General features: G+C 65.0%; 19 protein-coding genes. 15 read left to right on the forward strand and 4 right to left on the reverse strand.

Annotation, left to right across the window (positions count from 1 at the left end; all coding sequences use genetic code 11):
• The first annotated feature begins 12 nt into the window (after positions 1–12).
• From EPD81_RS07835 to EPD81_RS07875, 9 genes are read left to right on the forward strand one after another with little or no spacing between them, the layout of a single operon-like run.
• Positions 13–672 carry a phospholipid-binding protein MlaC gene (locus EPD81_RS07835; protein ID WP_221928862.1) on the forward strand — a complete coding sequence of 220 codons (660 nt, stop codon included), beginning with the start codon at positions 13–15 and terminating at the stop codon, positions 670–672.
• Positions 669–986 carry a lipid asymmetry maintenance protein MlaB gene (locus EPD81_RS07840; protein ID WP_206673186.1) on the forward strand — a complete coding sequence of 106 codons (318 nt, stop codon included), beginning with the start codon at positions 669–671 and terminating at the stop codon, positions 984–986. Before EPD81_RS07835 ends, EPD81_RS07840 begins: the two co-directional genes overlap by 4 nt.
• The gene (locus EPD81_RS07845; protein ID WP_142804896.1) at positions 983–1876 is read left to right on the forward strand and encodes an ABC transporter ATP-binding protein; all 894 of its coding nucleotides are present in this window, start codon (positions 983–985) and stop codon (positions 1874–1876) included. Before EPD81_RS07840 ends, EPD81_RS07845 begins: the two co-directional genes overlap by 4 nt.
• Positions 1869–2639 carry an ABC transporter permease gene (locus EPD81_RS07850; protein WP_142804897.1) on the forward strand — a complete coding sequence of 257 codons (771 nt, stop codon included), beginning with the start codon at positions 1869–1871 and terminating at the stop codon, positions 2637–2639. The genes EPD81_RS07845 and EPD81_RS07850 overlap by 8 nt, the downstream gene beginning before the upstream one ends.
• A 16-nt stretch (positions 2640–2655) precedes the next feature.
• Positions 2656–2925, forward strand: coding sequence for a BolA family protein (locus EPD81_RS07855; RefSeq protein WP_142804898.1), 270 nt, complete (start codon positions 2656–2658; stop codon positions 2923–2925).
• Between the two features lie 2 nt (positions 2926–2927).
• Complete coding sequence (gene murA, locus EPD81_RS07860) at positions 2928–4178, forward strand: UDP-N-acetylglucosamine 1-carboxyvinyltransferase (RefSeq protein ID WP_142804899.1); 1251 nt, start codon at positions 2928–2930, stop codon at positions 4176–4178.
• 9 nt (positions 4179–4187) lie between these two features.
• Positions 4188–4844, forward strand: coding sequence for an ATP phosphoribosyltransferase (gene hisG / locus EPD81_RS07865; protein WP_142804900.1), 657 nt, complete (start codon positions 4188–4190; stop codon positions 4842–4844).
• Positions 4825–6153 (forward strand): histidinol dehydrogenase, encoded by a 1329-nt coding sequence (hisD, locus tag EPD81_RS07870; protein WP_221929273.1) that lies wholly within the window; start codon positions 4825–4827, stop codon positions 6151–6153. Before hisG ends, hisD begins: the two co-directional genes overlap by 20 nt.
• A gap of 28 nt (positions 6154–6181) precedes the next feature.
• Positions 6182–6433 carry a type II toxin-antitoxin system HicB family antitoxin gene (locus EPD81_RS07875; protein ID WP_142804901.1) on the forward strand — a complete coding sequence of 84 codons (252 nt, stop codon included), beginning with the start codon at positions 6182–6184 and terminating at the stop codon, positions 6431–6433.
• Positions 6434–6491: 58 nt separating this feature from the next.
• Here EPD81_RS07875 and merR read toward each other — a convergent pair whose 3' ends face one another.
• Positions 6492–6926 (reverse strand): Hg(II)-responsive transcriptional regulator, encoded by a 435-nt coding sequence (gene merR, locus EPD81_RS07880; protein ID WP_142804902.1) that lies wholly within the window; start codon positions 6924–6926, stop codon positions 6492–6494.
• Positions 6927–6997: 71 nt separating this feature from the next.
• On the opposite strand from merR, the gene merT reads away from it, so the two are divergent.
• The 6 genes from merT to merE all read left to right on the forward strand — a co-directional run bounded on the left by merT (position 6998) and on the right by merE (position 10702).
• On the forward strand, positions 6998–7348 hold the full coding sequence (gene merT / locus EPD81_RS07885) for a mercuric ion transporter MerT (RefSeq protein WP_142804903.1): 351 nt from the start codon (positions 6998–7000) through the stop codon (positions 7346–7348).
• Between the two features lie 13 nt (positions 7349–7361).
• Positions 7362–7640 carry a mercury resistance system periplasmic binding protein MerP gene (gene merP, locus EPD81_RS07890; protein ID WP_022579741.1) on the forward strand — a complete coding sequence of 93 codons (279 nt, stop codon included), beginning with the start codon at positions 7362–7364 and terminating at the stop codon, positions 7638–7640.
• 10 nt (positions 7641–7650) lie between these two features.
• Positions 7651–9339 (forward strand): mercury(II) reductase, encoded by a 1689-nt coding sequence (gene merA / locus EPD81_RS07895; RefSeq protein ID WP_142804904.1) that lies wholly within the window; start codon positions 7651–7653, stop codon positions 9337–9339.
• 14 nt (positions 9340–9353) lie between these two features.
• Positions 9354–9992: an organomercurial lyase MerB gene (merB, locus tag EPD81_RS07900; RefSeq protein WP_000761850.1), complete on the forward strand. Its 639-nt coding sequence runs from the start codon at positions 9354–9356 to the stop codon at positions 9990–9992.
• A 111-nt stretch (positions 9993–10103) separates the two neighbouring features.
• Positions 10104–10469 (forward strand): mercury resistance co-regulator MerD, encoded by a 366-nt coding sequence (gene merD / locus EPD81_RS07905; RefSeq protein ID WP_000995361.1) that lies wholly within the window; start codon positions 10104–10106, stop codon positions 10467–10469.
• Entirely contained in the window at positions 10466–10702 is a 237-nt protein-coding gene (gene merE / locus EPD81_RS07910; RefSeq protein ID WP_011405613.1) for a broad-spectrum mercury transporter MerE, read from the forward strand. Before merD ends, merE begins: the two co-directional genes overlap by 4 nt.
• A 52-nt stretch (positions 10703–10754) precedes the next feature.
• Here merE and EPD81_RS07915 read toward each other — a convergent pair whose 3' ends face one another.
• Genes EPD81_RS07915 through EPD81_RS07925 form a run of 3 tightly spaced genes read right to left on the reverse strand, consistent with a single transcriptional unit; the run spans position 10755 to position 13552 of the window.
• Positions 10755–11369 (reverse strand): recombinase family protein, encoded by a 615-nt coding sequence (locus tag EPD81_RS07915; protein WP_011405614.1) that lies wholly within the window; start codon positions 11367–11369, stop codon positions 10755–10757.
• A 60-nt stretch (positions 11370–11429) separates the two neighbouring features.
• Positions 11430–12647: a TniQ family protein gene (locus EPD81_RS07920; protein WP_014754502.1), complete on the reverse strand. Its 1218-nt coding sequence runs from the start codon at positions 12645–12647 to the stop codon at positions 11430–11432.
• Positions 12644–13552 (reverse strand): TniB family NTP-binding protein, encoded by a 909-nt coding sequence (locus EPD81_RS07925; protein ID WP_003465065.1) that lies wholly within the window; start codon positions 13550–13552, stop codon positions 12644–12646. Before EPD81_RS07925 ends, EPD81_RS07920 begins: the two co-directional genes overlap by 4 nt.
• Position 13553: the final 1 nt, after the last annotated feature.

Raw genomic sequence — 13553 nt, forward strand, 5'->3', positions numbered from 1 at the left:
GTGAGGACGAACATGATGCATCGATCGATGGTATGGCGCTGGCTGGGAATCGTGCTTCTGCCGATATTGATCTTCGGTTGGGGGACGGCCGTGCGTGCCGAACCCAAGGCGCCCGACGTGCTGGTCAAGGAGATCGCCGACGAGGTCATCGAACGGCTCAAACAGAAGCCGATCCAGTCCGATGAGGACATGAACGAATGGCTCGTCTACGTCGAAGAGCGGGTGCTCCCCCATTTCAACTTCGAGCGGATGACGATGCTGGCCGTGGGTCCGGCTTGGCGGCAGGCCACGCCAGAGCAGCGCAAACGCCTCACCGAGGAATTCAAGACCCTGTTGGTACGAACTTACGCCTCCGCGTTGCGTGAATACCGCAACGAAAAACTCGAATTTAGACCGTTGCGCATGGCCCCGGGTGACAAGACCGTGCGAGTTTCCTCCTATTTCATCCGCCCTGGCGGGGAGCCGATCTCCGTCGACTACATGATGGAATTGAGAGGAGACTCTTGGAAGGTATTCGACGTGGTGGTGGCCGGCGTGAGCTTGGTGACGAGCTATCGCAGCACTTTCGGCCAGGAGATTCAAGCCAAAGGGATCGATGGGCTGATCCAGATGCTCGCACAGAAGAACGCTCGCGGCGAGACTTTGCCGGCCGACGCGGCGACGCAGGGATGAGCAAAACGATGTCCGATACGGGGCCGATGATGCGTGTTTCGCTCGAAGGGCACATCGATCTGCGCAGCGTCACCGGTTTTCTCGATCGTTGGCCGGAGGGGGTCCAGGCCGGCTCGCACGTCCTCGTCGATGCGGGTGGGGTGAGCGCGTGCGATTCTTCCTTCGTGGCGCTGTTGATCGAATGGCTGCGCCGAGCGCGGCGTGCCGGCGCCACGCTCGAGATCACGCGACTGCCGCAACAGGCCCTGGCGCTCGCCCAGCTCTACGGGGTCGACGCCTTTTTACCCCTGACGCCGGAACCGGCCAAGACATGACCGCTGCCATCGCCTTACAAGGCGCCGTCAAGCGCTTCGGCGACTTCACGGCGCTCGCCGGCGTAGACCTCAGCATCGAGCGTGGCGAATTTTTCGGCCTGCTGGGGCCCAACGGGGCGGGCAAGACCACCCTCATCTCGCTCTTGGCCGGCCTGGCACGGCCGAGCGCGGGCAGTGTGCGCGTCATGGGATTCGATGTCGTGCGCGACTACCGCCAAGCGCGCCGCGCCATCGGCGTGGTGCCGCAAGAGCTCGTCTTCGATCCCTTCTTTACGGTGCGCGAGATCCTGCGCATCCAGTCTGGTTACTTCGGGCTCACCCGCAACGAAGCCTGGATCGAAGAACTGCTGCACGGCCTGGGGTTGGCCGACAAGGCCGAGGCCAACATGCGCACCCTCTCGGGCGGGATGAAGCGCCGGGTGCTGGTGGCGCAGGCCCTGGTGCATCGTCCCCCGGTGATCGTGCTCGACGAGCCCACCGCGGGCGTGGACGTCGAACTGCGCCACGGTCTGTGGCAATTCATCCAGAAGCTCAACGATCAGGGACACACGATCCTCCTCACCACCCATTATCTCGAAGAGGCCGAGTCGCTGTGCCACCGCATCGCCATGCTCAAGGCCGGCCGGATCGTGGCGCTCGACACCACCGAGCGGCTGCTCGCGCGATTCCAGGCTCATGAGCTGGAAGTGCGGCTCGATCGCCCCGAAGTGACCCTCACCCTGGGTGGCGTGGCGGGCGAGGATGGCTGGGTGCGTATCCCCTTCGAGCGTTATGCCGACATCGAGCTCATCCTGCGTCGTCTGCGCGAGGCGGGTGCCGAGGTGCGCGAGCTGCGCGTGGGTGAGCCGGACCTGGAGCGTGTCTTCGTCGAGGTGATGCGAAGTGCCTGAATGCTTCGGTGCGGGCTTCCGCACGCTTTTCTACAAGGAAGTGATGCGGTTCTGGAAAGTGGCGTTCCAGACGGTGGCCGCGCCCATCCTCAATGCGCTGCTCTTTCTGCTCATCTTCTCCAACGTGCTCGACCGGCACGTGACGACCTATGGAGAGGTGCCTTATACCGCCTTCCTCATCCCGGGGTTGGCGATCATGTCGGTGCTGCAAAATGCCTTCGCCAATTCCAGCTCTTCGCTCATCCAGAGCAAGGTGACTGGCAACATCGTCTTCGTGCTGCTGCCCCCTTTGTCGCATCTGGAATTTTTCTGGGGCTACGCGCTCGCTTGCGTGGTGCGGGGGCTCGCCGTGGGCTTGGGGGTGATCCTGGTGGGGCTCGTCTTCGTCGATCTGCCGCTCGCCGCGCCGCTATGGGCGCTCGCGTTTGCCGTGATCGGTTCGCTGCTATTGGGTGCACTAGGGATCGTCGCCGGCATCTGGGCGGATAAGTTCGACCAACTCGCCGCCTTTCAGAACTTTCTCGTCATGCCACTCACCATGCTCTCTGGGGTGTTCTATTCGATCGCGTCGCTTCCCCCTTTCTGGCAGAAAGTGTCGCATCTCAACCCGTTCTTCTTCGTGATCGACGGCTTTCGCTATGGTTTTTTCGGTCAGGCGGACACCAACCCGTGGGTGAGTCTGGGGGTGTCGCTCGCTGCCACGGTCGCGGTGGTGACGCTCACGCTCACCCTGCTCGCCCGCGGCTACAAACTACGTCAGTGAGGTTGTGGAGTCTCTCATGTACGATCCCAAAGCGATCGAAGCGGCCATCGCGGCCCATCTTCCCTGTCTGCACGTCCAGGTCGAGGGTGAGGACGGCGTGCACTTCACCGGCTTGGTAGTGAGTGAAGCCTTTCGCGGCAAGCGCAAAGTGCAGCAGCACCAAATGGTCTATCGGGCCTTGGGGCCGGCGATGGGCACGGAAATCCATGCCCTTGCGCTGACGACCCTCACGCCCGAGGAGTGGGAAAATCTGCGCGCCGAGCTCGAGTCGCGCGGAAGGGGTTGAGGGTGGACAAACTCGCCATCGTCGGCGGTGTGCGGCTCGCCGGTGAGATCCCCGTCTCCGGGGCGAAGAACGCGGCATTGCCCATCTTGTGCGCGGCGCTGCTGACCGAGGAGCCGCTCGAGGTCGAGAACGTGCCGCACCTGCGCGACGTCGATACGCTGCTCGCCCTGCTGGCCCGCATGGGTGTGGCGATCGAGCGCGAGGGTCCGACCGTGCGGCTGCAGGCGAAGCGCATCGTCTCTCCCGAAGCGCCCTACGAACTCGTGAAGACGATGCGCGCCTCCATCCTCGTGCTGGGCCCGCTCGTGGCCCGTTGCCACGAGGCCGTGGTGAGCCTTCCCGGCGGCTGTGCCATCGGCGCGCGCCCGGTCGATCAGCACATCAAGGGGTTGCAGGCGCTGGGCGCCACGGTACGCGTCGAACACGGCTACATTCACGCCACCACGCCGGGGCTGCGCGGGGCGCGGCTCGTGCCGGATCTGGTCACCGTCACCGGCACCGAGAACTTGCTCATGGCCGCTTGCCTTGCCGAAGGGACGACGGTCATCGAAAACGCCGCGCGTGAACCGGAAGTGAGCGATCTCGCCCGCTGCCTGGTGGCCATGGGTGCGGACATCGACGGCATCGGCACCGACACCTTGCGCGTGCGCGGCGTGCCGCGGTTGCATGGCGCCCGTTTCCGCGTCATGCCCGACCGCATCGAGACCGGGACCTATCTATGCGCCGCGGCCATTACGGGCGGGCAAATCCGGCTCGGCCAGGCCGATCCTGGTTCGCTCGAAGCCGTGCTCGCCAAGCTCGCCGAGGCGGGGTGCCGCATCGAGACCGGCCCCGACTGGGTGGCGCTGCAGGCGCCGGCGAGGCTGTGGGCCGTGGACGTGCGCACCGCCCCGTATCCGGGCTTTCCCACCGACATGCAGGCGCAGTTCATGGCGCTCGATACGGTGGCCGAGGGCAGCGGGGTCATTCGCGAGACCATTTTCGAGAATCGCTTCATGCACGCCGTCGAGCTGCAACGGCTCGGAGCCGACATCCGCATCGACGGCAACACCGCCGTGGTCAAAGGCGTGACACGGCTCGAGGGGGCCACCGTCATGGCGACCGACCTGCGGGCGTCCGCCGGGCTGGTCGTGGCCGCGCTCAAGGCCGAGGGCGAGACGATCATCGAGCGCATCTATCATCTCGATCGCGGCTACGAGCGGATCGAGGAAAAGCTGGGGGCCCTGGGCGCCCAGGTGCGCCGCATCCGGTAGAATCGAGGCATGGAACGGATCACGCTCGCGCTCTCCAAAGGGCGCATCTTCACCGAGACGCTGCCGCTGCTCGCGGCCGCCGGCATCGTGCCTCAGGACGATCCCGAAACCTCGCGCCGGCTCATCCTCGAGACCAACCGCCCCGAAGTGCGGCTGCTGATCGTGCGCGCCACCGACGTGCCCACCTACGTCCAGTACGGGGCGGCGGACCTGGGCATCGCCGGACGGGACGTGCTGCTCGAACACGGCGGGCAGGGGCTGTATCAGCCGCTCGACCTGCGCATCGCCCGCTGCCGGCTGTGCGTGGCCGTGCCCGAGGGGTTCGACTATGCCGCGGCGGTGCGGCTCGGCAGCCGCATCCGCGTGGCGACCAAGTACCTCAAGACCGCCAAGGCGCATTTCGCCGCCAAGGGGGTGCACGTCGATCTCATCAAGCTCTACGGCTCGATGGAACTCGCGCCCTTGGTCGGGCTGGCCGACGCCATCGTCGATCTCGTTTCTTCGGGCAACACGCTGCGGGCCAATCGCCTGGTCGAGGTCGAGGAAATCATGCCCATTTCCAGTCGTCTGATCGTCAACCAGGCCGCCTTGAAACTGAAGCACGCCTTGGTACAACCGGTCATCGACACCTTCGCGGAGACGCTCCATGACCAGCCAGATGCCTGATTCGTCCGCCGCGCGCATCCGCCGGCTGGACGTGCGCGATCCCGAATTCTTCGCCCGGCTCGATGCGCTGCTCGCCTTCGAGGCGCAGACGGACGAGGCCGTCTGCCGCGCCGTCGACGAGATCCTGCGCGCGGTGCGCACCACGGGCGATGCTGCGGTACTCGAATATACCCGCCGTTTCGATGGTTTGGCGGCCACGCACATGGCCGAGCTGGAACTACCGAAGTCGGCGCTCGCCGAGGCCTTTGCCGCGCTGCCCGCCGAGCAGAAAGACGCCCTGGTGCGTGCCGCCGAGCGCATCGAAACCTTTCACGAGCGGCAAAAGCTCGAAGGCTGGGTGATCGAGGAAGCGGACGGCACGCGCCTGGGGCAGAAAGTGACGCCGCTCGATCGCGTCGGGCTCTACGTCCCCGGCGGGCGCGCTTCTTATCCGAGCTCGGTGCTGATGAATGCCATCCCGGCCAAAGTGGCCGGCGTGGGCGAGCTCATCATGACCGTGCCCACGCCGCGCGGCGAGAAGAATCCCCTGGTGCTCGCCGCGGCGCACCTCACCGGGGTCGATCGCGTCTTCACCATCGGCGGGGCGCAGGCGGTCGGGGCGCTCGCCTATGGAACGCAGACGATTCCTCAAGTCGACAAGATCGTCGGCCCCGGCAACGCCTACGTGGCCGAGGCCAAGCGGCGCGTCTTCGGCGTGGTGGGCATCGACATGGTGGCGGGGCCTTCCGAAGTCCTGATCCTGTCGGACGGTTCGGGTGATCCCGCCTGGGTGGCGATGGATCTCTTCGCCCAAGCCGAGCACGACGAACTCGCGCAATCGATCCTGGTGAGCACGCAGGCGGATTTTCTGGATGCAGTGGCCGAAGCCATCGAGCGGCTACTGCCGACGATGCCGCGCCGCGAGGTGATCGCCGCCTCGCTCGCCCATCGCGGCGCGCTCATCCGGGTGGATGACCTGGAGCAGGCGGTGGCGATCGCCAACCGCATCGCCCCCGAGCACCTCGAGCTCGCCCTGGAAGATCCCGAACCCTGGGCCGACAAGATCCGTCATGCCGGGGCAATCTTCCTCGGTCACTGGTCGGTAGAGGCGATCGGTGACTACTGCGCCGGACCCAACCACGTGCTGCCGACGATGCGCAGCGCCCGATTCTCGTCGCCGCTGGGCGTCTACGATTTCCAAAAGCGCACGAGCCTCGTCGCCGTATCGCGCGCCGGCGCGCAAAAGCTCGCCCCCATCGCTGCCACGCTCGCCCAAGGCGAAGGGCTCATGGCGCACGCGCGTTCGGCGCAGATGCGCATTTTGCCTTGATGGCGTGAGAACCGATGAGGAAGGATCGATGGAACTATCCGCTGTTTTGACTCCGGCGCCGGAAGGGGGCTATGTGGCATTCAACCCCGAAACCGGCACGACGACGCAGGGCGAAACCATCGAAGAGGCTTTGGCCAACTTGCGTGAGGCGACGGCGCTCTACCTGGAGGAATTTCCCCTGGCCGTTGCCGGGCGGCCATTGCTGACGACGTTCGACGTGTGTCACTTTCAGAAGGCGACAGCACGAAATATCAAAAGTCGACCGCACGGTCTTTTCTGACGTTGGAGTCGCCTCAGAAAACGGAAAATAAAGCACGCTAAGGCGTAGTTCCCTCGGGCTACACCGCGTCCGCACTGCGCGGTTCTTTCTTCCCTTGCAGTGACGCAATCAGCGGGCAGGAAACGTTCCCCTTCCGCGCATGGCAGGCGCACACCAAATCAGACAGCACGGCCTCCATGCGCGCCAGGTCAGCCATCCTCTCGCGCACGTCCTTGAGCTTGTGCTCGGCCAGGCTGCTGGCTTCCTCGCAATGGGTGCCATCCTCCAGTTTCAGGAGCTGGCCGACCTCATCCAGGCTGAAACCCAGGCGCTGGGCGGACTTCACGAACTTCACCCGCGCCACGTCCGCCAGACCATAGCGGCGGATGCTCCCGTAGGGCCGCTCCGGCTGGGGCAGTAGGCCCTTGAGCTGATAGAAGCGGATCGTCTCCACGTTCACCCCGGCGGCCTTGGCGAAGGCCCCGATGGTCAGATTCTCTTGAGCGTTCTCCATGGTGCTTGACTCCGTAGTTGACTACGGAAGTAATGTTACAGCATCAAGCGAAGTCCCGGAAGGAGAACCTTATGTCGGAACTCAAGAACGGCCGCGGCGCACTGGCGACCGGCGGCATCGCGGCCGTCCTCGCCTCGGCCTGTTGCCTCGGCCCCCTCGTCCTGGTCGCGCTCGGCTTCTCGGGCGCGTGGATCGGCAACCTGACCGTGCTGGAGCCGTACCGGCCGATCTTCATCGGCGCGGCACTCGTCGCGCTGTTCTTCGCCTGGCGCAGCATCTTCCGACCGGCCCATGCCTGCAAGCCGGGCGACGTCTGCGCCGTGCCCCAAGTGCGGACGGCCTACAAGGTGATTTTCTGGGTCGTGGCCGCCCTGGTTCTGGTTGCCCTCGCTTTCCCCTACATCCTGCCGCTGTTCTATTGAAAGGAGAATTGCCATGAAGAAACTCGCCACCCTGATCGCCCTGGCCGCCGCCCTGAGCACGCCCGCCTGGGCCGCCACCAAGACCGTTACCCTGTCGGTGCCCGGCATGACCTGCGCCGCGTGCCCGATCACAGTAAAGAAGGCACTCACCAAGGTGGACGGCGTGCAAAAGGCCGAGGTCAGTTACGAGAAGCGGGAAGCCGTCGTCACCTTCGACGACGCGAAGACCAATGCCGACGCCTTGACCAAGGCCACCGCAAACGCGGGCTACCCCTCCAGCGTCAAGCAGTGAGGGCACTGTCATGGCCGAAGCGATCACCCTTCACATCGAAGGCATGACCTGCACGTCGTGCGCCGAGCACGTCCAGCAGGCCCTGAAAAACGTGCCCGGCGTGCGCTCGGCCTCGGTGTCCTATGCGCAGCGGCAGGCCGAAATCGAGGCGGACGCGGGCGTGAACTTGCCCCCTCTGGTAGCCGCAGTGGCCGCGCTCGGCTACCGCGCACGGCTCGCCGACACGCCGAACAAGCCTACCGGCCTGTTGGATAAGGCGCTGGGCTGGCTCGGTGGCGACACGAAGCATGAAGGCGGCGAGCCGGCGCTGCACGTGGCCGTGATCGGCAGCGGCGGCGCGGCGATGGCGGCGGCCTTGAAGGCCGTGGAGCTTGGGGCGCGCGTGACGCTCATCGAGCGCGGAACCATCGGCGGCACCTGCGTCAATGTCGGCTGCGTGCCGTCCAAGATCATGATCCGCGCCGCCCACATCGCCCATCTGCGCCGGGAAAGCCCGTTCGATGGCGGTATTGCGGCAACTGTGCCTACGATTGACCGCAGTAAGCTGCTGGCCCAGCAGCAGGCCCGCGTCGACGAACTGCGCCACGCCAAGTACGAAGGCATCCTGGCGAGCACCCCGGCCATTACCGTGCTGCGCGGCGAGGCCCGGTTCAAGGACGCGCGCACGCTGACCGTGGCGACCGCTGGCGGCGGCACCCACGAAGTGAACTTCGACCGCTGCCTGATTGCGACCGGGGCGAGTCCGGCCATCCCGCCGATCCCCGGCTTGAAGGACACGCCCTACTGGACTTCCACCGAGGCGCTGGCAAGCGACACCATCCCCGAGCGGCTGGCCGTCATCGGCTCGTCGGTGGTGGCGGTGGAGTTGGCGCAGGCCTTCGCGCGCCTGGGCAGCCAGGTCAAGATCCTGGCGCGCAGCACGCTGTTCTTCCGCGAAGACCCGGCCATTGGCGAGGCTGTCACGGCCGCGTTCCGCGCCGAGGGCATCGAGGTGCTGGATCACACCCAGGCAAGCCACGTTGCCTACGCGGACGGGGAATTCGTGCTCACCACGGGGCACGGCGAGCTACGCGCCGACAAGCTACTGATCGCTACCGGGCGCGCGCCGAACACGCGCAGCCTGAACCTTGAAGCGGCAGGCGTCGAAGTCAATGCGCAGGGAGCCATCGTCATCGACCGCGCCATGCGCACGAGCGCACCGCACATCTATGCGGCCGGCGATTGCACCGACCAGCCGCAATTCGTCTATGTGGCGGCGGCGGCCGGCACCCGCGCCGCGATCAACATGACCGGCGGCGACGCGGCGCTGGACCTGACGGCGATGCCGGCGGTGGTGTTCACCGATCCGCAGGTGGCGACCGTGGGCTACAGCGAGGCGGAAGCGCACCACGACGGCATCGAGACCGACAGCCGGCTGCTGACGCTCGACAACGTGCCGAGGGCGCTCGCCAACTTCGACACGCGCGGCTTCATCAAGCTGGTGGCGGAAGCTGGCTCAGGGCGGCTGATCGGCGTACAGGCGGTCGCGCCGGAAGCGGGCGAACTGATCCAGACGGCCGCGCTGGCGATCCGCCACCGGATGACCGTGCAGGAGCTGGCCGACCAGTTGTTCCCCTACCTGACCATGGTCGAGGGACTGAAGCTCGCGGCGCAGACCTTCACCAAGGATGTCAAACAATTGTCCTGCTGCGCAGGATGAAAGGAGATGGAACCATGAAGCTCGCCCCATATATTTTAGAACGTCTCACTTCGGTCAATCGTACCAATGGTACTGCGGATCTCTTGGTCCCGCTACTGCGGGAACTCGCCAAGGGGCGTCCGGTTTCACGAACGACACTTGCCGGGATTCTCGACTGGCCCGCTGAGCGAGTGGCCGCCGTACTCGAACAGGCCACCAGTACCGAATATGACAAAGATGGGAACATCATCGGCTACGGCCTCACCTTGCGCGAGACTTCGTATGTCTTTGAAATTGACGACCGCCGTCTGTATGCCTGGTGCGCGCTGGACACCTTGATATTTCCGGCGCTGATCGGCCGTACAGCTCGCGTCTCATCGCATTGCGCTGCAACCGGAGCACCCGTTTCACTCACGGTTTCACCCAGCGAGATACAGGCTGTCGAACCTGCCGGCATGGCGGTGTCCTTGGTATTGCCGCAGGAAGCAGCCGACGTTCGTCAGTCCTTCTGTTGCCATGTACATTTCTTTGCATCTGTCCCGACGGCGGAAGACTGGGCCTCCAAGCATCAAGGATTGGAAGGATTGGCGATCGTCAGTGTCCACGAGGCTTTCGGCTTGGGCCAGGAGTTTAATCGACATCTGTTGCAGACCATGTCATCTAGGACACCGTGATCGGATATCGACCCAATGTTCTACGGCACCGGCATCGGATTCGCAGCGCGCGGATTGAACTCGGCGAAACGGTATATGCATTGCCGTGAACCGACCAAAAGGAGGTGTTCGATGAACGCCTACACGGTGTCCCGGCTGGCCCTTGATGCCGGGGTGAGCGTGCATATCGTGCGCGACTACCTGCTGCGCGGATTGCTGCGGCCAGTCGCCTGCACCACGGGTGGCTACGGCCTGTTCGATGACGCCGCCTTGCAGCGACTGTGCTTCGTGCGGGCCGCCTTCGAGGCGGGCATCGGCCTCGGCGCATTGGCGCGGCTGTGCCGGGCGCTGGATGCGGCGAACTGCGATGAAACTGCCGCGCAGCTTGCTGTGCTGCGTCAGTTCGTCGAACGCCGGCGCGAAGCGTTGGCCAATCTGGAAGTGCAGTTGGCCGCCATGCCGACCGCGCCGGCACAGCATGCGGAGAGTTTGCCATGAACAGCCCCGAGCGCATGCCGGCCGAGACGCACAAACCGATCACCGGCTACCTGTGGGGCGCGCTGGCCGTGCTCACCTGTCCCTGCCATTTGCCGATTCTCGCCATTGTGCTGGCCGGCACGACGGCCGGCGCGTTCATCGGAGAGTACTGGGGTATCGCAGCCCTCACGCTGACCGGTTTGTTCGTCCTGTCTGTGACACGACTGCTGCGGGCCTTCAAAGATCGATCATGAGCGCTTCCCATTGAGACAAACCACGCTGTCGCTACGTTGCCTCATGCCGGCATCAAATTCGGCTGAGTAGCTTCTCGCCATCTGGACGTAGCTCACCCTTGGGTGAAACATGCCGATACAGGGTCTGCCGCGTGACGCCAAGTTCCTGGCACAGGTCGCCGACCTTGGTCTCTGGCTGACCCATTGCCGCCATCGCCAGCCGCAGCTTGGCGGCGGTCATCTTGAACGGCCGGCCGCCTTTCCGGCCGCGTGCCCGTGCTGAGGCCAGGCCCGCCACGGTGCGCTCGGCGATCAACTCGCGCTCGAACTCGGCCAGCGCGGCGAAGATACCGAAGACCAGCTTGCCGGCGGCGGTCGTGGTGTCAATGGCCGCGCCGTGCCCGGTCAGCACCTTGAGGCCGATGCCGCGTCCGGTCAGGTCATGGACGGTATTGATCAGATGGCGCAGGTCGCGCCCGAGCCGATCCAGTTTCCAAACGACCAACGTGTCGCCTGGCCGTAGTGCCTTCAGACAGCTCGCCAGACCGGGACGATCCTCGCGTTTTCCGGACGCTTGGTCTTCATAGAGATGCGCCGGATCAACACCGGCCGCGACCAGCGCATCGCGCTGCAAGTCCGTCGCCTGGGAGCCATCCGCCTTCGATACTCGCATGTAGCCAATCAGCATCTTGTACCTGTCACATATACGTTCGATTATGTGACAGTGTGAGCCAGAAAGTTCTCGCCGTCAAAAACTGTCACTTAACCCGTCATTTAGTCTAAGACCTGCAAACGGCCATTCAGGCTCGTAATGTGACAAAAACTCCGGCGGGATGCCCTCCTTGGTGAACGTGGTGCGCAAACGTTCCAGGGATTCGGGGTCGCGTCGCCCGTAGGACGCCAGTGTGAACAGCAAGCGGGCCGTCTCCGGGTTGTGTCGCGCTTCAATGATGGCCTCATCGATGGCCTGGGCTGCTCGTTGCCAGTGGTTGATGGGTTCCGGCTTCGGCACCTTCGCCGGCAGGCCGTTGGTGAAACCAGTGTGCGGCTCCGTCTGAAACAGCGCGGCCTGTTCCCCGCGCGGGATCAGCGCCTTTGACTCGATCAGCGTGATGGCGGTGGCCGCCGCCTCCAGCATCTGCCACTGCACCGCCGGGGCCAGAATCTCGTAGGGACGCCACAGACTCTGCCCGGCGCGCAGCGGATGGCCGCAGCGCTCCCAGACATGGCGGATGCTCGCCGAGCAACTGCCGCAGTGCGAGAGCGGCGTGTTCAGCTCATCAAGCAGGGTGCGCAGCAGCCGGAACCACAAGCCGGCGTGGACACGCCGACGCGGCAGCTCCACAAAACCCGTCGTCAGCGCCTGCCAGGTGCGCCGGTCCATGCAGGCGATTGCGTCATCGGCAGGGCGCGGCGCAGCATCGGCGATTTCCCACTGAAGATACCGGCCGGGCATGCCCCAGTAGGACTCCAGCCAGCAGCCATGCTGCGGGCAGCTCAGCATCAAGGGGAGCTGCCAGACGAGTAGCACAGCTTGATTCGTTGGATCGTTCAGACACTGCGGACACGCCCGGCGAATCGTCTGGCTCGGTAGCCAGGCACGCCAGCGAGTGATGGACCGCACCTTGCGGGTGCGCTTGGGCAGGAGCACCGCGCATTGGAATGTATAGGTTTCCAAGGCTGCTGGTACCGAATCGTCGAGACTGTCGAGCAGCCACGGCACCCAGCCTGCAAGACTCATGCTGCGCAACCGCTCCAGCTCGACGCCACTGCGCTGGCAGAGCGCCGTCAGCAACGACAAGGATGGTGCGGTATCCAGGTCATCAAGTTGGCTGTGACCAAGATCGTGGGCCAGCAGCTCGTGCACGTCCATCTGGTAGCAGGCGGCGACCCGGTTGAGCCATGAGGACAGGGCTTCGCCTTCCTTGGGTGCCGGATGCAGCGGCCAGCGCGGCGCGGACTTCACATCAGTTCCCGCTCGAACTGTCGCCGCCGCTCACTGGGGCCGATGTAGTCGGCCATGCTGAGCGTGCGGTGGTTGATCGCTTCCTCGCCACTCTCCACGGCGGCGACGGCCGCCGCCACCAGCAGATGTGCAAGCTCGCCGATGGTGCCTTCGCTCCGGGTGAGCAGGTAGCGGGCCATGTCCAGCGTGGCAATCGGGGATGGCCGCCGTAGCGGGAGTGACGCCGCGAAGCTGGCCAGCAGCGAGCAGCAGTCCTCATTGGCCTCCCACGGCGGCAGCAGCATCGGCTCGAAGCGGTTTTCCAACTGATCGTCCGAACGGATGGCCAGGTACGCCTCGCGCGTGCCGACCCCGACCAGGGGGATACGCAGCTCGTTGCCGAGGAAGCGCAGCAGGTTGAGGAACTCGCGCCGGTTAACGCTGTTGCCAGCCAGTACATTGTGCAGTTCGTCGATCACCAGCATGCGCACGCCGACCTTGCGCAGCAGGGCCAGCGCCAGTTGCTCCATTTCCGGCAGCCGTGGGCGCGGGCGCAGCGGCGCGCCCATCGCAGCCAGCAGCGCGACATAGAAGCGGATCACCGATGGCTCTGACGGCATCTGCACGACCAGCACCGGGATATGTTCTTGGTCAGCGTCGGTGCCGACCGGGTGCGCCCGCCGGAATTTCTCGACGATCATCGACTTGCCGTTGTTGGTGGGGCCGACCAGCAGCAGGTTTGGCATGCGTTGCTTGTTCGGCCACGCATACAGAGTTTCCAGCCGGTTCAGCGCCTCGACCGCGCGCGGGTAGCCGATCCAGCGGTCGGCGCGAATGCGCTGGATGCGCTCGTCTGCCGGCAGCCTGGCCAAACCCTGTGCCGCTGGCAGCAGGTGGGACAGGTCAATGACGGGATATTCGTCCACG

It is taken from the genome of Tepidiphilus sp. J10 (genome assembly GCF_006980785.1).
Taxonomy (GTDB): Bacteria; Pseudomonadota; Gammaproteobacteria; order Burkholderiales; family Rhodocyclaceae; genus Tepidiphilus; species Tepidiphilus olei.